The sequence below is a fragment of the Thermosyntropha tengcongensis genome (assembly GCF_055381335.1).
In genome coordinates, this window is the sequence record NZ_AP042437.1 from 805,250 (window position 1) to 828,964 (window position 23,715).

Genomic DNA, 23,715 nt, shown 5'->3' on the forward strand with positions numbered 1-23,715 from the left:
CTTGTTATTTTATTCTCCACTTTCAAAAAAATCTGATAATTCTGTTAAATCATAAACAAGCTGAGCCTCCATTACATATCCCTGTCCATTAGATGTTAAGTAAACATCTAATACTACTACATGATTGTCTCTTGTGTCGATGCCCATTATCGTTGTTCGTTCTCCTTCAAATATTCCAGGTCTTGTTCCTAATAAACTTCTATCAAATTTTACATATGGGTATTCTTTTTTGATATATTGAGCGACCTCATTGTAGCGCTCATCGCTCAATACTGAGGGATTGGGAGTAAACTTGCTGTAGTCGTTATTTGGTGCTAATCTTGCATGTCTTGCGATTTCACTTTTCACATATGCTATCTCCTGGGGGGTGAGGGTTGAGGGAGCGGGGTTGTTCTTTTTGTTGATTAGGTCGATGATGTCGTTGATGTCGGGTTTTTCCATTCCTTCAGGGTATGCGATGACAAGTTTGTGATTGCTGTCCCAGTCAACCTTGAACCCAAGACCTTCTGCTACATACCTTGCGGGTAGCATGGTGCGACCTGGCTTTTCGATGAAGGGGGCTACATCCATAGTTAAACCTTCCTGCTGGGAGTCTGGTTTGGTTACCTGCATTGTCTTACTGCCGATTTTGAGTTTGAGAGTGTTCTTGCCCTTGAGAGTTGCGGTTTGCTGTTGTGCGTTCCAGTTGATATTGTCGTTGTCTACTCCAAGAGCATTGGCTAAAAATCTGACAGGAACAAAGGTTCTATTGCTTACTACCTTGGGAGCTGCGTCCATCCTTGTCGCTTCAATATACCCGCTGTCCACATCCTTCACATAATAATTATAATCCCCCATCCTGAAAACAATCACCTTATTATACCCGGCATATAAAACCTCATCCCGGGAAAAATCATCCCCTATATACTCATAACCAGCTGTAGCAGGAGGAGAAAAAACCAGAGAAAAAACAGCTAAAGAAAACAAAAACCTTCTAAAAAACGAAAAAGGAGAAAAAGCCATAAAAAACCATCCTTTCCTAAAAAATATTAAAGCAGCCAGAGAAAAAAATTCCTCATAAAAAAAGAAAATCCTTTCGTAAGGAATAAAAAATAACAAAAAAACCTCTTTAAATCTTTATCCTGAAAATTAAAAAAATAGATTTTAAAACTTAATTTTCTAAGAACAAAAAAAATGATTTTAGGTTTTAAAATTTAATTTTTATTAAAAATTTAAATTACATTTAAAATCCAATTGAGAAAGAACAAATGTTTGAGGATTAAACATAAAACTCCTTGTCTAAAGCCATTTAATTCCATATAATCTAAACAAAAAAGGAGAAAGCCTTAATGAGCGACATAGCAAACCTCCACGACAGATACTTCAAAGAATACCTGGAAAACCCCGGGATAGCGGAAAAATTCCTGAATGAAATCCTTCCCGAGAGGATAAAAAACATAGCTGACCTGAAAATCCTTACCTTCCAGAAAGAAAGCTTCATAAGCCAGGAACTGAAAGAAGCCTATTCCGACCTCCTTTTCAAAGGCAGGCTAAAGAGCGGTAGGGATATATACATATACTTCCTGATAGAACACAAAAGCTACCTGTATGAACTGACCCCCTTTCAGCTCTTAAAATACATGGTAAACATCTGGGAAAGGGAGATAAACAAAGAGAAAAAGAAAAAACTGACCCCCATCATCCCGGTAGTCTTCTACCACGGGGAAGAGAAGTGGAGGTCCTCTTGCGAATTCACAGAGCTTATAGAAGGGGAAAGGGAAAAAGGGGAGCTAGAAGAATACCTTCCCCGCTTCAGGCATATATTATATGAGCTGGGGGAAAAAGAGGCAGTGGAAAAAGCGGGGGACGCTGTCATAAGGGTATTCTTGAGGAGCCTGTTTTTAAAAAGGGTAAAAGGGGAAGAAGAGGTAAAGATTTTGTTGAGGGAGACCTTAAAAGAGGTAAGGGAGATAGGAGGAGAGTACGGCTATTTATTAAAGAGCGTAATTTTGTATATAATAAAGACAGCAGAGAAGCTGGAAAAAGAAGTGCTGTTTGACTATGTGGAAGAGCTGATCCCGGAGAGGAGGGGTGAGATAATGACGATAGCTGAGCAGCTGAAGCAGGAGGGAAAAATGGAAGGTATAAGGGAAGGGATGGAGAAAGGCATAGAGAAAGGTATAGAAAAAACAGCTATAAACGCGTTAAAGAAAGGATTACCCATAGAGACCATAGCTGAATTTACCGGTCTTTCTGTTGAAAGGATAGAGGAGTTGAAGAAAGGGCTTAATTAGAAGAATAGGCAGATGGGTAGAGTAACTACTTTTTAGCTTTTTTGGTTGCCGTATTTATGATGACTGGAAGTTTCTCAATCTTTGTTTTAGTCTAAAAATATATAACGAAACTCTGGCTTATCTACAAAATTATAATAACTTTTTCTTGACATAATCTTTGCCTTGCTTTATCATTTAGCTAAATGAAAACCTTTAAGTCAGCACCGTGAGGCTGACAAGGTAGGTAGCGAAAAGGGTATAAACAGGAAAAGTAGCTAAGCCTATTTTTGGCCTCACGCCAGAAATAGGCTTTTTTGCTGGCTTAAATCGGGAGGAGAATGTTTATGAGGCTACGGGAAAAAGCGAAAATTATGGATGAGGCGGCCATGAAGAGAGCCCTTACCCGCATTGCTCATGAGATAATTGAGCGTAATAAAGGGGTAGAAAATGTGGCTCTGGTAGGAATAAGGAGAAGAGGAGGCCCTTTGGCCGAAAGGCTGGCCCGCAAGATTGAGGAAATTGAAGGAGTAAAAGTCCCTGTAGGGGTTTTGGATATAACTTTGTACCGGGATGATTTAACCACCCTTTCTGCTTATCCTCTGGTACACCGGACAGAAATTGATTTTGACATAAATGACAGGATAATTGTGCTGGTAGATGATGTTTTATATACCGGAAGGACGGTAAGAGCTGCTCTGGATGCGCTTATTGATCTGGGAAGGCCTCAGTGTATCCAGCTGGCAGTCCTCATAGACAGAGGGCATCGGGAACTCCCTATAAAAGCTGATTTTGTCGGAAAAAACACCCCAACTTCCAAGCTGGAGATAGTAAATGTCCTTGTAAAGGAGTATGATGGGGAAGACGGGGTTATAATACAGGAAATAATCGATGATGAATAAACAACCACCCTTTAAGGCAGTCCTGTGAGGCTGGCAAGGGCGGCAGACCACATCGTGCGGTTTTATATGCCTTTCTTGCTGGCCTGGCAAGAAAGGCTTTTTTAATTAAAGCGGAATTAGGAGGCGGGATAAAATGAAATTTGAGCAGAGGAAAGATCTGTTGGGACTTAAGGATTTAAGCCGGGAAGAGATTGAACTTATTCTGGATACCGCAGTTCCCATGAAAGATATTCTTAAAAGGGATATAAAAAAGGTGCCTACTCTAAGAGGAAAAGCGGTGGTAACCGTTTTTTATGAAAACAGCACCCGTACCCGGACTTCTTTTGAACTGGCAGGCAAATATCTGAGTGCTGATACGGTTAATCTGGCAGTTTCCACCAGCAGTGTGCAGAAGGGAGAAAGCCTTAGGGATACGATAAGGACTCTGGAAATGATGGGGTTTGACCTTATGGTTATGCGCCATTCGGTAAGCGGAACTCCCCATTATGTAGCCCGCAATACTAAAATGCGGGTTATAAATGCGGGTGACGGAGCCAACGAGCATCCTACCCAGGCTTTACTTGATATGTACAGCATAAGGGAAAAGAAAAAAACGCTGGAAGGGCTAAAGGTAGCCATAGTAGGGGATATACTGCACAGCCGGGTAGCCAGGTCCAATATCTATGGACTTACCAAATTTGGCTGTGAGGTACGGGTGGTAGGGCCTTCCACCCTTATCCCTCCGGAAGTTGAAAAACTGGGGGTTAAAAGCTATTATTCCCTGGAACAAGCCTTAAAAGGAGTAGATGTCATAAATGTGCTGCGTATTCAGAGAGAAAGGCAGCAGAAGGGTTTGTTCCCCTCCCTGGATGAATATGCAAGCCTTTATATGATAAAGCCAGAACATCTGCGCCTGGCCAAAGAAGATGTGCTGGTTCTGCATCCCGGCCCCATGAATAGAGGGGTTGAAATATCGAGTGCTGTTGCTGAAGGAAGCTACTCAATTATTGAGGAACAGGTAACCAATGGGGTAGCAGTCCGGATGGCTATTTTATATCTGATGATGGGAGGAGCTAAGGATGAGATTGCTAATTAAAGGCGGCAGAGTAATTGATCCGGCAAATAATTTGGATAAAGTGCTGGACATTTTGGTGGAAAATGATAAAATAATAGAAACGGCAGAGAATATTTATGCAGAGAACTGTATAAATATTGATGCCCGGGGAAAGCTGGTATGTCCAGGATTTATAGACCTGCATGTACATTTAAGGGAACCTGGTTTTGAATATAAAGAAGATATATATTCAGGAACCAGAGCAGCAGCAGCCGGAGGTTTCACTACTGTTTGCTGCATGCCCAATACGGAGCCGGTAGCGGATAATAAGGCAGTGATAAGCTTTATAAAGGAACAGGCCAGGAAAAAGGGAATAGTAAATGTCCTTCCGATAGGTGCGATTACTAAAAGGACGGAGGGACAGGAGCTGGGCGAAATAGCGGAGCTTTTCCGGGCAGGATGCGTAGCCTTATCCGATGACGGCAAACCGGTTAAACGGTCAGACATAATGCGCTATGCCATGGAGTATGCCAAAATGTTTGGACTGCCTGTTTTTTCCCACTGCGAAGATAAGGAACTGGCAGGAGACGGACAGATGCATGAAGGTTTTTATTCTACCTACTATGGACTAAGGGGCATACCGGCAGCAGCAGAAGAGGTTATGGTAGCCAGGGATATAATTTTGGCCAAACTTACGGGAGCTAAGGTGCACATCTGTCATGTTTCCAGCGCTGGCAGTGTGGAACTGATACGCAGAGCCAAAGAAGAAGGGGTAAATATAACCTGTGAAGTTACTCCCCATCATCTGGTGCTGACTGATGAAGCAGTCGGTTCCTATGATGCTGATACCAAGGTCAACCCTCCTTTAAGGTCAAGAGAACATGTAGAGGCTTTAATAAAAGGGCTCAGCGAAGGAGTGATTGACTGCATAGCAACTGACCATGCCCCTCATGAAATGGAAGCCAAGGATTGTGAATATAACATGGCTGCTTTTGGGATATCCGGGTTGGAAACAGCGGTGCCGGCAAGCATGAAGCTGGTACAGGAGGGCAAAATATCCCTTAGGCGGTGGGTGGAAGCCTATACTGTAAAGCCAGCAGCTATTCTGGGGATAGATAAAGGAAGTTTGACCCCGGGAGGGAAAGCGGACATAACCGTAATTGACCCGGAAATCATCAAAGAGGTGGAACCTAAGAAATTTTATTCCAAAGGTAAAAATACGCCTTTTAAAGGTATGAGCTTTAAAGGGTGGCCTTTTATGACAATAGTAAACGGCAAGATTGTTTTTGAAGGTGGAGAAATTAAGGCATAAGGAGTGAAGAAAGGTGAAAAAAGGTTACCTGGTACTGGAAAACGGCAGGGTTTTTGAAGGCAAGCTGTTAAATGACTGCCTGATGGCGGGAGGGGAAGTAGTTTTTACTACGGCCATGATAAGCTATCAGGACATAATAACAGATCCTTCTTACTACGGACAGATAGTAGTTATGACTTATCCCCTGGTAGGCAATGTAGGTTTCAATGAGAAGAGCTATGCTTCCCGGGGAGCCATGGTTAAAGGGCTGGTTTTGCGGGAAGCCACTGATTTCCCCAGCCATTATGAAATGGAGACTGACCTTATAAGCTTTCTAAATAAAAGTGAAGTGGCAGTCCTTACTGAGGTTGATACCCGTGCCCTTACCAGAGTATTGAGAAATGAAGGGATTATGGGAGGGGTTATTACAGCTGATATCAGCCATAAAGAATGGCTGGTAGAAAAGGCCAGAAAGGAAGAGGAAGAGCTCAAGGGAGACCTGGTGAAGTATGTAACCCGCAGAAATATGATGAAGTTTGGTGAAGGTAAAAAAAGGGTAGTGCTTTTAGATCTGGGTACCAAGAGGGGAGTAATTGATTCTTTTATCCGCCGGGGATGTGAAGTGGTTGCAGTTCCAGCTGATACAGGCGCTGATGAAATATTAAACTTAAACCCGGATGGGATATTTATATCTGACGGACCGGGAGATCCTGCTGCGGTACCTTATGCGATAAATACTTGCCGGGAAGTTTTAGGGAAGAAGCCGGTTTTTGGTATCGGTCTGGGTCACCAGATTTTAGCCCTGGCTCTGGGAGCCAGGATCAATAAGCTTCCGTTCGGACACCGGGGAGGAAATCAGCCAGTAAAGGATTTGGCAAACGGAAGGGTTTATATAACTACTCAAAATCATGGATATTGTATAGATGAATCGACGATTGGCGGTACCGGGCTCAAGGTTACCATGCGCAATCTCAATGACCACACTATAGAAGCAGTTGAACATGAAAAGCTGCCGGCTTTTTCCGCGCAGTTTGATCCGGAAGGTTATCCAGGCTACAGTGAAACAGGATTTTTGTTCGAGCAGTTTATAAGCATGTTTTAGATAGATAGATTTTTAGATAGATTTATGGAGGGGATAAAAATGCCGCTTAATAAAAACTTGAAGAAGGTCATGGTTATAGGTTCAGGCCCCATAGTTATAGGACAGGCAGCAGAGTTTGACTATGCCGGAACTCAGGCCTGTAGGGCTTTGAAAGAGGAAGGGATTGAAGTAGTTCTTCTCAACACTAATCCGGCTACTATTATGACTGATTTGGAAATCGCTGACCATGTTTACTTTGAACCTATTACGGTAGAGACTGTGGAGAAAATAATAGAAAAAGAGAAACCGGATGGAATAATTGCCAATCTGGGTGGCCAAACCGGGCTTAATATGGCTCTGGCTCTGGAAAAGGCAGGGGTATATGAAAGAACCGGAGTGCCGCTTCTGGGGATGCATCTTGATGCCATAGCCAGAGCAGAGGACAGGGAGTATTTTAAAAAGACTATGCTGGAGATAGGAGAACCTGTACCGGAAAGTGCCATTGTTCACTCCGTAGAGGAAGCAGTGGCGTTTGCGGATGAGATAGGCTATCCGGTAATCGTAAGGCCTGCTTATACCCTGGGAGGAACCGGAGGTGGGGCTGCTTCGGATGAGGAAGAACTGCGCAGGGTAGCCACCAAGGGGCTTAAAAACAGCCCTATAAACCAGGTGTTAATCGAAAAAAGCGTTGCTGGCTACAAGGAAATTGAGTTTGAGGTTATGCGGGACGCTAATGACAACTGTATAACTATATGCAGTATGGAAAATGTGGACCCCGTAGGAATTCATACGGGAGACAGCATAGTGGTAGCTCCTGCCCAGACTTTGACAGATGAAGAATATCAGATGTTAAGGGCAGCTTCCTTAAAGATAATCCGTGCCCTCAAGGTGGTAGGAGGATGTAATATCCAGTTTGCCCTGGATCCTTTCAGCAAGAAATATTATGTTATTGAGGTAAATCCGCGGGTAAGCCGTTCCAGTGCCCTGGCTTCCAAAGCTACCGGTTATCCGATTGCCAAGGTTACTACCAAATTGGCCATAGGGTATACGCTGGATGAAATTCCTAATGCGGTTACCGGCAAGACAACTGCCTGTTTTGAACCGGCTGTCGATTATGTGGTGCTGAAGGTTCCGCGCTGGCCGTTTGATAAGTTTGTGTTTGGCGACCGCCGGCTGGGAACCCAGATGAAGGCAACCGGTGAAGTAATGGCTATAGACCGCAGTTTCGAAGCAGCTTTCCTGAAATCGATACGCTGCCTGGAAATCGGGCTTAATGGCTTAAGGCTTCCTCATCTGCGCAGTATAGATAATGATTTGCTTATCAAGCGCTTAAAAGAGGCAGATGATGAAAGGATTTTCATAATTGCGGAAGCTTTTAACCGGGGATTTTCGATCGAAGAGATATGGGATATTACCCGTATAGATAAATATTTTCTCAAGAAAATAAAGAATATTATAGATTTTTACGGGGAACTGAAGGAAAAAGAGCTTACGGCAGAGCTTTTGAGGGAAGCTAAAAAGCTTGGTTTTTCCGATGCGGAAATAGCAGAACTCAAAGGAATAAAAGAAGATGATGTGCGCAGAATCAGAAAGGAAGCAGGAATCCTTCCTACCTACAAACTGGTGGATACCTGCGCAGCTGAATTTGATGCTGAAACCCCCTATTTCTATTCCTGCTATGAAGAAGAAAATGAGGCAGTTGAAATTGAAGGCGATAAAGTCCTGGTAATCGGCTCAGGTCCTATACGGATAGGGCAGGGGATAGAATTTGACTACTGTTCTGTACATGGGGTGTGGGCTTTAAGAGAAGAAGGGAAAAAGGCTATTATCATCAACAATAATCCGGAAACGGTAAGTACCGATTTTGATACTTCAGATAGGCTGTATTTTGAACCTCTGGTGTATGAGGATGTAATGAATGTTATAGATGGGGAAAAACCGGAAGGGGTTATAGTGCAGTTCGGCGGGCAGACCGCTATAAACCTGGCCGGGCCTCTTTACAGAGCAGGTGTAAATATACTGGGTACTTCCTATGACAGTATCGACCGGGCAGAAGATCGGGAACGCTTTGACCAGATGGTTGAGAAACTGGGTATTCCGCGGCCTCCTGGAAAAACCTGTTTTACGGTAGAAGAAGCGGTAGAAGCAGCCAAAAATATAGGTTATCCGGTTCTGGTAAGGCCTTCCTATGTACTTGGTGGGAGGGCTATGGAAATAGTACACAATGAAGATGAAATAAAGCAGTATATGGCTACTGCTGTGAAGGTTAACCGGGAACATCCCGTACTGGTAGATAAATACCTTCTGGGCAAAGAGATAGAGGTAGATGCAGTATGTGATGGGGAAGAAGTTCTTATTCCCGGTATAATGCAGCATATAGAAAGGGCAGGCGTTCACTCCGGTGATAGTATGGCAGTTTTTCCTGCCTTTGATATAAGTCCTGACATTGAGCAAAAAGTGATAGATTATACGATAAAGCTGGCCAGGGAGTTAAAGGTAAAAGGGCTTATAAATATTCAGTTTGTAGAATATAATAATGAACTCTATGTACTGGAAGTAAATCCGCGGTCCAGCCGCACAATACCTTTTATAAGCAAGATTACGGGTATTCCCATGGTAAAGCTGGCTACCCGCATTATGCTCGGAAAGAGCCTCAAGGATCAGGGATATAAAGGTGGTGTAATACCCAAACCTGATTTTTATGCGGTAAAAGTACCGGTATTCTCTTTTGGCAAACTGCATGAAGTAGATATAACTTTAGGGCCGGAAATGAAGTCTACCGGTGAAGTAATGGGAATTGACAGGGATCTTAATGCTGCTATATATAAAGGCCTGCTGGCAGCAGGTGTAAATATTCCCGAAAAGGGGACCCTGGTAGCGACCATTGCTGACAAGGATAAGGCAGAAGCCATGCCCATACTCAAGAGCTTCTACCAGATGGGATTCAAGATAGTAGCTACTGAAGGGACGGCCAGAGCGCTTAAAGAAGCAGGGGTAGAAGCAGAGGTAGTAAAGAAAATGCAGGAGGGCTCTCCCAATATTGTCGATTTGGTGAGAAGTGGAAAGGTTGATTTTGTGGTAAATACCATAACCCAGGCAAGAGGTCCCTTTACTGATGGCTTCCATATACGCAGGGCAGCTGTGGAACTTAATATACCCTGTCTTACCTCGCTGGATACCCTGCAGGTAGTAGAAAAAGTTTTGAGGGAAGGCATCAGGCTTAAAGATATGCAGGTGAAATCTTTAAATGAGTATGTAAATAAATAACCGGGACGAAGGGGATATTCCTTTCGTCCCCTTTTTAAGAAAACTAAGTTGTATGGAGGTATTATTTTATGCCTACAGTGGAGAAAGGCCTGGTTATTGTTCATAACCGGCTGGGAAAAGATTTTTATGAGGTGGAATTTGTAGCCCCTGAAATTGCTTCTTCCTGTAAGCCCGGACAGTTTGTACATGTAAAAGTGGGAGATACTATGGACCCCCTGCTGCGGCGTCCTTTGAGTATTTATGATGTAGATAAAAAACTGGGCAGTGTCAGTCTTTTGTATAAAGTGGTAGGAAGGGGAACAGAGCTTTTAACCAGGATAAGGGTAAAAGAAAATGTTGATGTTATGGGACCTTTAGGCAAGGGGTTTTCTGTTAACAGCCACCAGCAAGTGCTCCTGGTGGGAGGAGGGGTAGGAATAGCTCCTTTAGTATATTTGGCCAGGGTTTTAAAAGAAAAGGGATGCCGGGTAACTGTCCTGTATGGGGCGGAGAGAAGGGAAGAACTGGTGGCTTTTGACCGCTTGAGAAAAATGGAGGTTGATTTGATGGTTGCCACCAGAGATGGGAGTGCAGGGTATAAAGGATTGGTGGTTGACCTTTTAAATAAGAAATTTATTCCGGATAAGCTGGATTTTATCTATACCTGCGGTCCAGAACCTATGATGGCTCTGGTGCAAAAATATGCAAAAGAGAATGGAATCCCCGGAGAAGTATCCCTGGAAGAGCATATGGCATGTGGAGTAGGTGCTTGCCTGGGGTGTGCCCGCAAGCTGAAACCGGATGATGAGTATTATGTAAAGGTATGTAAGGATGGTCCGGTATTCGACATGCAGGGGATTGTGCTGTAAGAAGAAAGGGGGTTTTCAGGTGAAAAACCACATTAACAAAATAAATTATGAAAACGATATAGATATTTCAGTAGATTTAGGGGGGCTTAAGCTTAAGAATCCGGTTACGGTAGCTTCAGGAACCTTTGGCTATGGCCTGGAATATGAGGATTTTATAGATATATCACAAATCGGAGGGGTAATAGTTAAAGGGACTACTCTGGAACCGCGAAGCGGCAATCCTTTTCCCCGTATTGCTGAAACACCGGCTGGTATGCTTAATGCCATAGGTCTTGAGAATCCGGGAATAGATGTTTTCCTTAAAGAATATCTCCCTTATCTAAGGGATAAAGGGGTTACCGTAATTGCCAACATTGCCGGGAATACAGTGGAGGATTATGCACGTATAGCAGCCAAAATTGAGGCCAGTGAAGGGGTAGCAGCCATTGAGCTTAATATTTCCTGTCCCAATGTCAAAAAGGGGGGATTGCAGTTTGGAACTAATCCGGATACGGTGAAGGAAGTGGTGGAAGCGGTAAAAAAAGAAACCTCACTTCCGGTTATACCAAAACTTTCTCCCAATGTAACTGACATAGTGGAGATAGCAAAAGCAGCAGAAGCAGGGGGGGCAGATGCGCTTTCCATGATTAATACCTTGCTGGGGATGGCAATTGATATAAAAAAGAAAAAACCGGTTTTAGCCAATATTTTTGGAGGATTATCCGGACCAGCTATAAAGCCTGTTGCTCTGCGCATGATTTATCAGGTTTACAGGGAAGTAAAGCTTCCTATTTTAGGTGGGGGAGGAATTATGAATTATAAGGATGCAGTTGAATTTATGCTCGCAGGGGCCAGTGCTGTTTCTATAGGGACGGGCAATTTTGTAAATCCGCGTCTGGCTCTGGAAATAGTGGAAGGGATAAAAAATTATTTAAGGGAAGAAAATATAAAATCGGTGCGGGAATTAACGGGTTTGGCGGTGATAAAATAAATAAGATGCAGGCTAGCCTGCATCTTTATATTAAATCAAATTCATTTTGCGGGCATGGAATTTAAGTTCATCGCGGAAGTTGGGATGGGCTATGGATATCAAAAGTTCAGCTCTCTGTTTTTGGGACTTACCCCGCAGGCGAACAGCCCCATATTCGGTCACTATGTAATCAACATCATTGCGCCCTACCGTTACTGCTGCTCCTGGCTTTAGACAGGGTACAATACGGGAAACGGTATCATTTTTGGCAGTGGAAGGAAGAGCTAGAATAGCTTTGCCTCCCGGGGCTTTTACAGCACCGCGGCAAAAGTCAGCTTGTCCCCCGGAACCGCTGTAGTGCTGGTAGCCAATAGATTCAGATACACACTGGCCAAAAAGGTCAACTTCCAGGGTAGCATTTATGGCAGTCATTTTATTATTGGAAGCTATAATGCTAATATCGTTGGTATAGTCAACAGGATACAGTTCCACTAAGGGATTTTCATGGCAGTAGTTGTATATTTTATCTGTTCCGACCAGAGTAGTACCTATAATTTTCCCTTTATGGATTGATTTTTTGTGATTGGTTACTGCACCGCATTCTACCAGGTCGACCATGGCATCTACCAGGATTTCCGTATGTATGCCCAGATCTTTTTTGTCCTTCAGGAATTCTGACATAGCCATGGGAATAGCGCCAAAGCCCAGTTGAACAGTAGAACCGTCTTCAATAAGTTCAGCAATGTTATAGCCAATCTGTTTTTGAATTTCGTCAGGCATTGCTGACCTTATTTGCGGCATGGGGCAGGTATTTTCAATAATACAGTCGACTTCTGAAATATGTACAAAGGTGTTACCGTAAGTTCTGGGCATGTTGGCATTGACTTCGAATATAACTGTGCGGGCTCTTTTTATGGCATCAAAGGCATAACATACCGAGGCTCCCAGGGAAAAATAACCTCGATCATCCATAGGGCTTACTGCAGCAATATAAACATCAAGCGGGACCAGGCCGTCGCGCATAAGATAGCAGCTATCGTGAAAATGCTGTGGAGTATAATCAGCCCAGCCTTCGTTAACTGCCTTGCGGGTGCTTTTCCCGGAAAACCAGGAGTTATGCCTGACATAAGGCACATTTTCAGGAGTAAGATAGGTATATTCTCTGGTAGGAAGCATCTGCATAACTGTCACATTATTAAAACAACTGGCATTTTTGCCTATGGCTTCCAGAAGCGCAGGAGGTTCTCCAGCACATAAGGCACAGTAAACATAGTCACCATCTTTTATGAGTTTTATTGCTTCCTCGGCAGTAGTAAGTTTTTGCTGGTATTCCATGTGCCAGCGGTTGGTCATCAGTTTAATCCCCCCAAATATTTTAATAAGGTAATATGTATAAAAATATATACTGATATTACGTTAATGTAAAGTATGTAGAATTAAAAATACATTATACCCAGGTAAAGTTTATAATATAAAGGAGGTTTAAAAATTGCAGGCAAAAGAAAGGATAATACTGGCCCTGGATGTATCTTCAAGAGAAGAGGCATTAGGGCTGGTAAAGGAATTAAAAGATTATGTGGGTGCTTTTAAGGTAGGCATGCAGCTTTACAACAGCAGCGGCCCTGATATTGTAAAGGCCATCAATGATCTGGGAGGAAAGGTATTTGTTGATTTAAAGTTTCATGATATTCCCAATACGGTAGCGGAAGCAGGCAAGGTTATGACTCGCCTTAACTGTTATATGTTTAATGTACATGCTGCCGGAGGGAGGGAAATGATGAGAAAGCTTTCGGAAGAGGTGGAGAAAGAAGCCAAAAGTTTAGGGATTATACCTCCTATAACCCTGGCGGTTACGGTTCTTACCAGTATTTCTCAGGATGAGCTGGAGAACGATATGCTGATTACCGGGATGAAGCTGGAGGAAGTAGCTTTAAAGTGGGCAGTTATGGCTAAAGAGTCAGGAATTAAAGGGGTAGTATGTTCACCTCATGAGATCAGAGCTATAAGAGAAGCCTGCGGACCTGATTTTAAAATAGTAACCCCAGGTATAAGGCCAGCCTGGTCGGAAAAAAATGACCAGAAAAGGATAACTACTCCTAAAGAAGCCCTGGAATTAGGAGCCGACTATATGGTTATCGGAAGGCCTATAACGAAAGCTGATAATCCAAGGGAAGCAGCTGAAAAAATTATAAAAGAACTGGAGGGGTAATATATGCTGACACATGAAGAAGCAGTAAAGATTTTTACTGAGGCAGGAGCCTTGCTTAATGGGCATTTTATACTCACTTCCGGACGGCACAGCAATCAGTACATGCAGTGTGCCCTGGTCCTTCAGTATCCTGGCTATACGGAAAAACTGGCTCAGCACCTGGCAGAAAAATTCAGGGATGAAGATATTGATGTAGTGATTGGGCCAGCTATGGGAGGAATTATAGTAGCTTATGAAGTGGCAAGACAGATGGGAATTCCCGGCATTTTTACAGAAAGAAAAGACGGGGTTATGCAGCTAAGGCGCGGTTTTAATATTAAACCGGGACAAAAGGTTTTAGTGGTGGAAGATGTGGTCACTACCGGCGGCTCAGTACGGGAAGTCATGGAAGTTGTTGAGCAGATGGGAGGAATAGTAGCTGGAGTTGGCGTGCTGGTAGACCGGAGCGGAGGCAGTGTAGATTTTGGAGTGAGGAAAGAAGCGGTACTTACCATGCATATTGAGTCCTGGGAAGCTGATAACTGCCCTTTGTGTAAGGCAGGTGAGATACCAGCGGTTAAACCGGGAAGCCGCAGCTAAATTTTGCATACAGGGGTGAGGCTTTTGCGGGTTTTCTTGAATGGGCAGGAGATGGAATTTGTAGAAGGCGGCTATGAATATGTTTTTCTAAAGCCTTATAAGCACTGTGTGCAGGATAAGGTAGTAAAAAATAATAAAGAACTTTATATTCAATATTATGACAATGGAGTAAGAATAAGAACTCTGGTGACTCCAGAGGAAATAACTACTCTTATTAACAGGGATATAGCTGTTGATCATAAAAACCGCAAGATATATATATTGGAGGAAGGAAATCAGGTTATAAGACATGATGACGGAACACTTGAAGTTATATGATACTATATGAAGCAAAAAACAAAAAACCGGGTAGATTCCCCGGTTTATTTTTTTGTGTAATTTATTTAAATAAATTGTACTATAATTTATTTTGCGTGGTATAATATGAATAAGAATTTTCGATTAGTAATAATATGCGATGAAAAATTTATAGCGGGGAGGGCTTAATGTGAATTTATTGCTTAATCCTAAACAGTACCGGGATAGAAACTACCCGGACGAACGTTCAAAAGAAATTATGCTTAAAACGATTGAATGGTTTGAAAACAAAGGTCTGGCAGCACAAAAAGAAGCCTATCACAATCGTGAATTCTGCAATGATTTTAAAGAATTTGTAACTAAAGAAGGGTTTTTTGAAACCTTATTCCTTCCTAAAGGATACGGATCGGATCCCAACCAGTATTACAGTACCTACCGCCTTTATGAATTTTCCGAAATATGCGGCTTCTACGGCAGTGGCTACTGGTATACCTTCCATGTATCCCACCTGGGGTTAATTCCCGTTCTCTTGGGTGATAATGAGGAAGCCAAACACCGGGCAGCCAGAATACTAAAAGAAAATCCCCTCTGTGCATTTGGCCTTTCTGAACAGGAGCATGGGGCTGATATTTATTCTACCGAGACTATGCTTTATCCGGTAGGCGATGGTACTTATGTAGCAAGGGGAAGAAAATACTACATAGGTAATGGAAATGTTGCCAGCATTATATCAGTTTTCGGTAAATTTGCTGATACCGGCGAGTATGTATTTTTCCTGGTTGATTCCCAGCATCCCAGGTTTGAGTGTGTAAAAAATATCATTGATTTTAACCAGCAGTTTGTAGCTGAATTCATTTTGCATGATTATCCCATTACCGAAGCGGATATTATTTCCCGCGGGCAGAAGGCATGGGATGATATGCTGAATACCATAAATATTTGTAAGTTCAATATAGGTTCAGGTTCTACCGGGGTAGCTACCCATGCATTTTACGAAGCCTTAAACCATGCTTACCACCGTATAATATACGGTAAAAGAGTTACTGATTTTCCGCATATCAGGCGTCTTTTCATGGATTCCTGGCTGCGCCTTATAGCCATGAAACTCTTTGGCCTCAGGGCAACTGACTATATGCGCATGGCCAATGAAAATGATAAAAGGTACCTGCTTTACAATCCATTGATGAAAATGAAGGTTTCTACGGAAGCAGAAAGGACAATTGAACAGTTATTTGATATCATAGCGGCTAAAGGGTTTGAAAAAGATACCTACTTTGAACAGGCAGCAGTAGAGATAAAGGGATATCCCAAATTAGAAGGAACCCGTCATGTAAATATGGCTCTGGTGGCTAAACTTATTCCCAGCTATATGTTTATGCCGCAGCCTTTTGAAGAATTTGGCAGAATAACCGACAACCGCAATGATGATTTCCTGTTCCGCCAGGGACCAACCAAGGGTTATGCCAAGACCAAGTTCCATGATTATAATATTGCTTACAGCAGTGTGGCGCATCTGCCTAATGTCAAGATCTTTATGGAACAGATTGAAGCTTTCAAGGAATATCTTATAGTTTCCGGACAGGATCTTGGTGAACAGATGAAGGACTTTGACTATCTGCTGGCAGTAGGAGAGCTGTTTACCCTGATACCTTATGGCCAGCTTATCATTGAAAGTGCCAAGATAGAAGGAGTAAGGGACGAAGTAATGAATCAGCTTTTTGACCTCTTTGTAAGAGATTTTTCCGCTTATGCCGTAAACCTCTATGGCAAATATCAGAATACTGATGCTCAGCTGGAAAAGATTATGAAGATGATAAAGAGGCCGGTTCCCAATCGGGATGAATTTGAAAAAGTCCTTAAGGAAGAAGTTTACAGCCTGGTTGATGTTTACCGGCAAAATCCGTAAAAACCTGGTTTATAAATAATTTTCATATAAATGCTGTCAGTAAATAGTTGCTGACAGCATTTTTTTATGGTTAAAATTTTTGGGTTGCTTGCCAAATTATTCATTTTACCTGGTTATGTTTTATAAGAAAATGAAATATCTATTAATAAAATTACATTTTGTATAGTACGATAATTAACATTTATGATAAAATTATTACGAATAGAAATATTTAAGGAGGGTATGTATGACCAGATTCAATCCGGTTAGAGACTATCAAAAGGAACTGGACGATTTTATAAAGGAGAATAGAACCTTGGCCAATCTTGTGCTTAAGAATGCGGAAAAATTTGCAGAACATGATGCTTTAAAACAGAAGGTAAAAGGGAAATGGATTGCTACCAAATGGAAAGATTTTGGAGAACAGATTAGAGCGGCGGCCAAAGGAATCCTGGAACTGGATTTGCTCAAGCCAGGGGAAAGCGGGGGTATATTTTCGGCCAACCGGGCAGAATGGCCTGTTGCTGATATAGCTGTTTTGTCGGTTCGCGGCATATCTGTTCCCATATATGCTACCAATTCTGTTGAAGAAGCTTTATATATTATAGAAGATGCTGAAATTAAAGTGCTTTTCGTAGGAGATCAGGTACAGTACGATAAAGCTAAACAAATAAAAAGACAGTCTTCATATCTTAAAAAGATTATTGCGTTGGATCGGGACATAAGAATAGAAGGAGATGACAGCCTATATCTGGATGAGCTTATAACTATAGGCCGAAATTCATCGCGTGATGATGAACTTAAAAAACGCCTGCAGGAAGCAAGTCCTGATGATCTTCTTACCCTTATCTACACTTCGGGTACTACTGGTGTCCCTAAAGGTGCTATTCATTCCCATCGAACTTTTATGAGCGGTATTTACCCTTCTTTAACCCGTTTTTCCCATGTTGGTCCCGGATATGTAACCATGGCTATACTTCCTTTAAGCCATGTTTTTGAACGCATGTGGTCTTATGGAGCCATGACAGTAGGCATGTGCATCGCCTATTGTCCTGATCCCAAGCAGTTTCTGGAGTATATAACGGAGATAAAACCTAATTTTATGACCAGTGTTCCTAGAATTTGGGATAAAGTATATGGTAATATTCAGGAAGGACTTAAAACGGCTCCTCCTTTAAAAGCCAAACTTTTTAAATGGGCTGAAAAAACTGCTCTTCAGGCTTATCATTTTAGAACTGCCAACCGCAGACTGCCTTTAATCCTGCGCATTCAATATGCTTTAGCCAAAAAGCTGGTTATATCCAAGGTGCATAAAACTCTGGGAACCGAAAACTGCGACGTGTATCATGTAGGAGGAGCGGCTTTTGCTCCTGATGTTAATGAATTTTTCTTTGCTTTTGGGATAAATACCATACAGGGTTATGGTCTTACCGAATTTTTCCCGGTGTGTGTAGGTTTTAACGGCCATGGTATTCCGGGTATGTGTGGGCCTATGCTTCCTCTCTGCCAGGCCAGGATTTCCGAAGAGGGTGAGATACAGCTTAAAGGGCCCATGTGTATGCTGGGATATTATAAAAAACCGGAAGCTACTAAAGAGTGTTTTACTGAAGATGGCTGGTTTAAAACGGGGGATATAGGAAGAATAGAGCGGATAGAAAAAGATGGAGAAATTTTTACTTATATAAAAATAACTGATCGTATAAAAGATATTATAATTACAGCAGGAGGGAAAAATATATCTCCCCAGCAGATTGAGAGTTTGTTTGGCGACGAGCTTTTTATAGAACAGATCGTGGTAGTAGGTGAAGGCAAGAAGTTTATATCAGCTTTGATAGTTCCTAATTTTGTTGTCCTTGAAGACTACTGCCAGAAAAATGGTATTTCCTATAGTTCGCGTGAAGATCTGGTGAACCATCCGGCTATAATAGAAATGTATGCAGAAATTATCGAAAAACGTACGGTTTCCCTGGGACAGGTAGAAAAGATTAAGAAATTTACTTTGCTTACGAAAGAATTGACTCAGGAAGACGGAGAACTTACTCCTACCCTTAAAGTAAAACGCAAAGTAATTAATCAGAAATATGCTGAGATTATAGACAAGATGTATCAGGAATAGGATTGTAAAAGAAAAAAGCTTTTTACCATAGAATTGCTGGTTTAAATGAGAGACTGCTTTTAGGATAACTTGTCCTAAAAGCAGTCTCTTATTTAGAACTTAAAAAAGCTCTATTTATTCATGTCCTGTTTTATAAAAGGCGGCTTTAGGGGGAAGTTGTATATGTTTCCGATAGTAATTTTTTTATCCTTTCATCATGCGGGTTAGCTATTATGGTCCAGTAGTTGTCATATATTACCATGCCTGGTTTGGCTCCGGATGGTTTTTTTACATTGCTGCGGAATGTATAGTCAACAGGAACCTTATCTGCCTCTTTGGCTTTGCTGTAGTAGGCGGCTAAGGCAGCAGCTTCTTCCAGCGTGGCATCAGGCACTTCATGAATAGATTTTATTTTGGGCGGCAGTTTTACTATTACATGGGTTCCTGGTATGTCTTTGGTGTGCAGCCACAGGTCATTTTTATCTGCCTGTTTCAGGGTTAGTATGTCATTTTGTCTGTTATTCCTTCCTACCAGTATTTCTAAACCATCCGAGGAAATAAAGCGTCGGGGGCTGCTTTTAATTATGGCATTTTTGCTCCGCTTTTTCTTTTCTTTAATGTAGCCTTCCTTTTCTATTTCTTCGATGATTTCTTCTAATTCTTCCAGGCTTTCTGCTTCTCGTATGGCTATGGCTACTGATTCCAGATAATTAATCTCTTCCTGGTTTTTGCGCATTAGTTCTTCTAAATGTTTAATAGCATTACGGCTTTTGTTGTATATCTTAAAATATCTCTGGGCATTTTGAACCGGGGTATAACGCGGATCAAGGTCTATTTCCACCTTTTCTCCGGTGTAGAAGTCTTCCAGTACTGCTTTGGTATCTCCTTTTTTATATTGGTGAGCATAAGCGGTAAGGAGTTCTCCCCATTCTTTGTATTTTTTGTTTTCTTCAGCTTTCATAAAATCTTGTTCCAGGTGTTCCTGCTTTTTGTATGCTTTGTTTAAAAAATCTTTTAAATTTTTAAGGAGATTGGTTTTCATCGATTCCAGCCTTATAAGGCGCATTTTTTCTTTAAAAAACTCATCGCACGCAGTATTCATAGAATAAAAAGTTTCTGCTTTTACATTGACAGCGGTGCCAATAGGAAAAGGAGCAAAATCCAGAGGATGGCGGCTGTTTTTATAAATTACTGTGGGGGTATAATTTTTGTTATTTATGCTGTCAAGTATTTCCTGTACTTTTTGGTATATTTTGCTGAGTTCGTATTCTCCGCATTCTTCTGCAGGTAGATGGGGATCAATTCCTGTATTTATGCATATCTCTTCTGATGATTTGGGACTTATTCCGGAATAAGTATTAAAGAGTGCTTCGGCTATTGTTTTGTCACTATTTTTCCATACAAAAGAGACAAAATCTTCAAAGGATGAAGCTGAAGGGTTTAATTTGTCCTGGGATGGCGGAGCTATATATTCTTTACCGGGCAGTACTTCGCGATAGGAGCTTAATTCACTGCCATATTTTTTTATCGCATCTATTATAGTATTAGTTTCAGGATTAACCAGGATTATGTTGGAATGGCGCCCCATAAATTCGCAGATCAGGGTTTTGGGTTTCCATTCCCGAAAGTCATCCAGTGCTTCGATTTCAATGTGTACAATCCGCTCAAAATCAACCTGTTTTACTGCTTTTATTTTCCCTCCTTCCAGGTATTTGCGCAGGAGCATGCAGAAGGAGGGAGGGGTGTTGGGATTTTCCATTTTATCTGTGCTTATGTGCATGCGTGCCCATTTAGCATTGGCAGAGATGAGCAATTTATAAGTGTTTCCCTTATATTTTCTTACAGTGAGGATGATTTCATCTTTTTCCGGCTGATAAATTTTATCTATTCTGGCATCCAATAATTCTTCATTAAGTTCTGAGGATATTGCTTTTATGGTAAAACCGTCAAAAGGCATTAAGAACTCCCCCTTTACCATCAAAAGTATAGCATTTAAGTGTTTGCTTATACAAGCAAGAGGGCTATTAGGATTAAAAAAGAAAGTTTTATGGAATTATAGAGGAATATTTTTTTATATAGCGAACTAAAACTAGAGAAAAGATATTTTGAAAGTTAGGAATGAAGAAAAGATGATGGTAGGTAATTTTTATAAAAATGTTTTAGATAAGGTATTAATCCTGGAAAAAGCCAAAAAAGATTTGAGCCGGCAGATTTTGCTCTGCAGGGAAGAAAAAAGGCGGCTTAATTTTATCAGGCAATTTTTGCAGTATGAACTGAACAGGCATGAGTTGTTTGAGCATGCAGCAGTAGCAGCTATGAACAATGATGATAAAAAGGTGCTTAAAGATATAGCGCGTTTTTACGGAATAGATGATGAAAACGAGGTTTTATCGGCGATAAGGTCAGAAATAGGAATAACAAGAAAGTTTATAAGCAGCCTGGAAAAAGTTATAAAATACCCCAGGTTTGCAAGTTTCAGTGAACGAAGACTGGTGAAAGAGATAGAAAAGTATATCCTTGAGAAGGCCAGAATCTATATAAAACTTTAAAAGAGCTTGTATTCTAACAAGCTCTTTTTAAGTAGATGTTTATTTAATTACCAGAACCGGGATATTTACAAGACGGGTTACTTTATCAGTTACGCTGCCAAAGGCCAGTTCCTGGAATTTGTTAAGCCGACGGCTGCCCATGATTATGAGGTCAAATTCACCGTCATTTTCAATTAAATCGAGAATAAGGGAAGCAGGATCTCCTCCTGCTTTTTTTATTATACAGGGGATATTATGATCAGATAGCATCTTCTGGTATTTTTCCAGGATTTTTAGTGATTCAGACCTTAATTCATCCAATTTTTCCGCACTGTGCAGTTTGGTTATATCTACTCCAGCAGTATTGTAGACATTAAAAAGCACCAGATTATTGATTACTCCAGCTTGAAAAAGCTCGATAGCTTTTTGGACAGCTCTTTCCGATTGAGGGGAATCGTTGACGGGAAGCAGTACTTTATTAAATAGAGGCTTACCCAATATAATTCCTCCTTAATATTGATATGGAAGTTTTTATGTATACAATTATAGCAAACCTTGACTAGGCTGGCAAAATAATATAAAACTATTTTTTAAGGAGAATTGGAGGTATGGCTATGGGAGACAGAATAAGGGTTATAGTGGCAGGAGCTCTGGGGAAAATGGGCCGTGAAACTCTAAAAGCAGTAAATGCTGATAATGATCTTGAACTGGTGGGGGCAGCAGATGTAAAATTTGCTGATGCCAGCATAAAGGTGGACAAGCTGGTTGAGGATTTAAATATCCCCTGCTATCCTGACCTGGAAAGGCTTATTACTGAAGTAAAGCCCGATGTTATGGTGGACTTTACTAATCCCCAGGTAGTATTTAATAATGTAAAAATAGCTTTGCAAAATAAGGTTACCTGTGTCGTAGGAACTACCGGCTTGAAAGAAATGGAGCTTGAACAGCTGGAAAAGCTGGCTTATGAGAATGAAAGAGGTGTAGCTGTTATACCCAATTTTGCTATCGGGGCAGTTTTGATGATGAAGTTTGCACGTGAAGCAGCTGAGTATTTTCCAGATGTCGAGATAATAGAACTGCATCATGATCAAAAAATGGATGCTCCTTCTGGTACGGCCATAAAAACTGCAGAATTGATAAATGAAAAATGGGGGGCTCGGCCTCCGCGTACAGTACGGGAATTTGAAAAGATACCAGGTTGCCGGGGAGGAAGTATAGGCAATATCCGCATACATAGTGTACGCTTGCCTGGCTTCGTCGCTCATCAGGAAGTTATATTTGGAGGAATAGGGCAGAGCCTTACTATAAGGCATGATTCTTTTGACCGGGTAGGCTTTATGCCAGGCGTGGTAATGGTTATTAAAAAGATGGCAGGAAGAAAAGGCCTGGTTTACGGAATGGAAAACCTGCTTTAAAAAGAGACAGGAAATAGAGCCAGGAGCTTTTCCTGGCTCTATTTTTAATGGTTTATGTTTGCTGTCTAACCTCCTTTAAATACCCCTTAGACAAGCACCAGCCATAATATTTTTACATATACTGCTATTAATTGTAGCCCTAAAAAAGACCCAAAGGGGGATATTTTTATGAGTTCAGTACTTTCCGGAACAAAAATTGCTGTCCTAGGGGGAGATGATCGAGAAATAATTTTAATATCTGAACTGGTCAAAATGGGAGCAACGGTAGTGGTAGCAGGGTTTCCTAAAGAGAAGGTGGGTCATGGCGCATTTGTGGTGAAGAGTGCAGAAGAAGCATGTAAGGACGCACAGGTGGTTATTCTTCCTCTGCCTGGCACTGATAACGAAGGAGTCGTAAGAGCAGTATATGCTGAAGAAAAACTGGTATTGACAGAAAAAGCAATACAAAGGCTGGCTCCCAATGCTCTGGTGATAATAGGCTCTGCCAGGCCGTATCTTAAAGAATGGGCTAAAAAATATAATTTTATACTGCTGGAAGTAATAGAAATGGATGAGCTTGCCATCTTAAATTCCATACCTACTGCTGAGGGTGCTATTCAGATTGCCATGGAAGAAACGCCTATAACTATTCATGGCAGCCGAACCTGTGTTATAGGTTTTGGCCGGGTAGGCATTACTTTGGCCAGAGTTTTGAAAGCATTGGGAGCAGATGTAACGGTAGTAGCACGTGATGGAGGACAGTTAGCAAGGGCTTATGAAATGGGATGCATACGGGCAGATTTTAGCGATTTACGTGATATTATAAGCCATACAGACATATGTTTTAATACTGTTCCTGATATGGTTTTAACCAGGGACATATTAAAATATGCTAATCCAGATATAGTTATAATTGACTTAGCTACCCAGCCAGGCGGTACTGATTTTGAAGCAGCCAATATGTATGGTTTAAAAGCTATTCTTGCGCCAGGACTTCCGGGTAAAGTTGCTCCTGTTACGGCAGGAAAAATTTTAGCTGATTTTATACCGAGGCTGATTATTAATGAATTGGCTAAGGTAGATAAGGGTTTGCTTTTTGGTTAAAAGG

Annotated in this window: 20 protein-coding genes; 16 read left to right on the forward strand and 4 right to left on the reverse strand. The window is 41.6% G+C overall.

Annotation, left to right across the window (positions count from 1 at the left end):
- Positions 1-9: 9 nt before the first annotated feature.
- On the reverse strand, positions 10-1,098 hold the full coding sequence (locus tag ACZ42E_RS03900; RefSeq protein WP_464893148.1) for a copper amine oxidase N-terminal domain-containing protein: 1,089 nt from the start codon (positions 1,096-1,098) through the stop codon (positions 10-12).
- Between the two features lie 230 nt (positions 1,099-1,328).
- On the opposite strand from ACZ42E_RS03900, the gene ACZ42E_RS03905 reads away from it, so the two are divergent.
- The 8 genes from ACZ42E_RS03905 to ACZ42E_RS03940 all read left to right on the forward strand — a co-directional run bounded on the left by ACZ42E_RS03905 (position 1,329) and on the right by ACZ42E_RS03940 (position 11,641).
- On the forward strand, positions 1,329-2,273 hold the full coding sequence (locus tag ACZ42E_RS03905; protein WP_464893149.1) for an Rpn family recombination-promoting nuclease/putative transposase: 945 nt from the start codon (positions 1,329-1,331) through the stop codon (positions 2,271-2,273).
- Positions 2,274-2,596: 323 nt separating this feature from the next.
- Positions 2,597-3,151 (forward strand): bifunctional pyr operon transcriptional regulator/uracil phosphoribosyltransferase PyrR, encoded by a 555-nt coding sequence (gene pyrR / locus ACZ42E_RS03910; protein ID WP_464893150.1) that lies wholly within the window; start codon positions 2,597-2,599, stop codon positions 3,149-3,151.
- Positions 3,152-3,284: 133 nt separating this feature from the next.
- Positions 3,285-4,226 carry an aspartate carbamoyltransferase catalytic subunit gene (locus ACZ42E_RS03915; protein WP_464893151.1) on the forward strand — a complete coding sequence of 314 codons (942 nt, stop codon included), beginning with the start codon at positions 3,285-3,287 and terminating at the stop codon, positions 4,224-4,226.
- Complete coding sequence (locus ACZ42E_RS03920; RefSeq protein ID WP_464893152.1) at positions 4,210-5,496, forward strand: dihydroorotase; 1,287 nt, start codon at positions 4,210-4,212, stop codon at positions 5,494-5,496. Before ACZ42E_RS03915 ends, ACZ42E_RS03920 begins: the two co-directional genes overlap by 17 nt.
- Before the next feature lie 13 nt (positions 5,497-5,509).
- Complete coding sequence (gene carA / locus ACZ42E_RS03925; RefSeq protein ID WP_464893153.1) at positions 5,510-6,577, forward strand: glutamine-hydrolyzing carbamoyl-phosphate synthase small subunit; 1,068 nt, start codon at positions 5,510-5,512, stop codon at positions 6,575-6,577.
- A gap of 39 nt (positions 6,578-6,616) precedes the next feature.
- Positions 6,617-9,823, forward strand: a complete 3,207-nt coding sequence (gene carB, locus ACZ42E_RS03930; protein WP_464893154.1) for a carbamoyl-phosphate synthase large subunit — start codon at positions 6,617-6,619, stop codon at positions 9,821-9,823.
- A gap of 68 nt (positions 9,824-9,891) precedes the next feature.
- Positions 9,892-10,671 carry a dihydroorotate dehydrogenase electron transfer subunit gene (locus ACZ42E_RS03935; RefSeq protein ID WP_464893155.1) on the forward strand — a complete coding sequence of 260 codons (780 nt, stop codon included), beginning with the start codon at positions 9,892-9,894 and terminating at the stop codon, positions 10,669-10,671.
- Between the two features lie 58 nt (positions 10,672-10,729).
- A complete protein-coding gene (locus tag ACZ42E_RS03940) occupies positions 10,730-11,641 on the forward strand; it encodes a dihydroorotate dehydrogenase (protein ID WP_464893471.1) in 912 nt (303 codons plus the stop codon).
- A 30-nt stretch (positions 11,642-11,671) separates the two neighbouring features.
- On the opposite strand, the gene ACZ42E_RS03945 is transcribed toward ACZ42E_RS03940, so the two are convergent.
- Positions 11,672-12,973, reverse strand: coding sequence for an acetyl-CoA hydrolase/transferase family protein (locus ACZ42E_RS03945; protein WP_464893156.1), 1,302 nt, complete (start codon positions 12,971-12,973; stop codon positions 11,672-11,674).
- A gap of 136 nt (positions 12,974-13,109) precedes the next feature.
- Here ACZ42E_RS03945 and pyrF point away from each other — a divergent pair, with 136 nt between their 5' ends.
- The 5 genes from pyrF (at position 13,110) to ACZ42E_RS03970 (ending at position 18,706) form a co-directional block, all read left to right on the forward strand.
- On the forward strand, positions 13,110-13,829 hold the full coding sequence (pyrF, locus tag ACZ42E_RS03950) for an orotidine-5'-phosphate decarboxylase (RefSeq protein WP_464893157.1): 720 nt from the start codon (positions 13,110-13,112) through the stop codon (positions 13,827-13,829).
- A 3-nt stretch (positions 13,830-13,832) separates the two neighbouring features.
- Entirely contained in the window at positions 13,833-14,408 is a 576-nt protein-coding gene (gene pyrE / locus ACZ42E_RS03955) for an orotate phosphoribosyltransferase (RefSeq protein ID WP_464893158.1), read from the forward strand.
- 24 nt (positions 14,409-14,432) lie between these two features.
- Positions 14,433-14,726: a hypothetical protein gene (locus ACZ42E_RS03960; RefSeq protein WP_464893159.1), complete on the forward strand. Its 294-nt coding sequence runs from the start codon at positions 14,433-14,435 to the stop codon at positions 14,724-14,726.
- Positions 14,727-14,895: 169 nt separating this feature from the next.
- The gene (locus ACZ42E_RS03965; protein ID WP_464893160.1) at positions 14,896-16,611 is read left to right on the forward strand and encodes an acyl-CoA dehydrogenase family protein; all 1,716 of its coding nucleotides are present in this window, start codon (positions 14,896-14,898) and stop codon (positions 16,609-16,611) included.
- 226 nt (positions 16,612-16,837) lie between these two features.
- Positions 16,838-18,706 carry an AMP-dependent synthetase/ligase gene (locus tag ACZ42E_RS03970; RefSeq protein ID WP_464893161.1) on the forward strand — a complete coding sequence of 623 codons (1,869 nt, stop codon included), beginning with the start codon at positions 16,838-16,840 and terminating at the stop codon, positions 18,704-18,706.
- 145 nt (positions 18,707-18,851) lie between these two features.
- On the opposite strand, the gene ACZ42E_RS03975 is transcribed toward ACZ42E_RS03970, so the two are convergent.
- Positions 18,852-20,642, reverse strand: coding sequence for an Rqc2 family fibronectin-binding protein (locus ACZ42E_RS03975; protein WP_464893162.1), 1,791 nt, complete (start codon positions 20,640-20,642; stop codon positions 18,852-18,854).
- Positions 20,643-20,790: 148 nt separating this feature from the next.
- Between ACZ42E_RS03975 and ACZ42E_RS03980 the strand changes: the two genes are divergently transcribed.
- Entirely contained in the window at positions 20,791-21,234 is a 444-nt protein-coding gene (locus ACZ42E_RS03980; RefSeq protein WP_464893163.1) for a hypothetical protein, read from the forward strand.
- Positions 21,235-21,273: 39 nt separating this feature from the next.
- Here the strand turns inward: ACZ42E_RS03980 and ACZ42E_RS03985 are convergent, their stop codons facing one another.
- Entirely contained in the window at positions 21,274-21,711 is a 438-nt protein-coding gene (locus ACZ42E_RS03985) for a universal stress protein (protein WP_464893164.1), read from the reverse strand.
- Between the two features lie 116 nt (positions 21,712-21,827).
- On the opposite strand from ACZ42E_RS03985, the gene dapB reads away from it, so the two are divergent.
- Together dapB and dpsA are read left to right on the forward strand one after the other, a co-directional pair.
- Entirely contained in the window at positions 21,828-22,628 is an 801-nt protein-coding gene (dapB, locus tag ACZ42E_RS03990; protein ID WP_464893472.1) for a 4-hydroxy-tetrahydrodipicolinate reductase, read from the forward strand.
- Between the two features lie 168 nt (positions 22,629-22,796).
- Positions 22,797-23,711 (forward strand): dipicolinate synthase subunit DpsA, encoded by a 915-nt coding sequence (gene dpsA, locus ACZ42E_RS03995; RefSeq protein WP_464893165.1) that lies wholly within the window; start codon positions 22,797-22,799, stop codon positions 23,709-23,711.
- Positions 23,712-23,715: the final 4 nt, after the last annotated feature.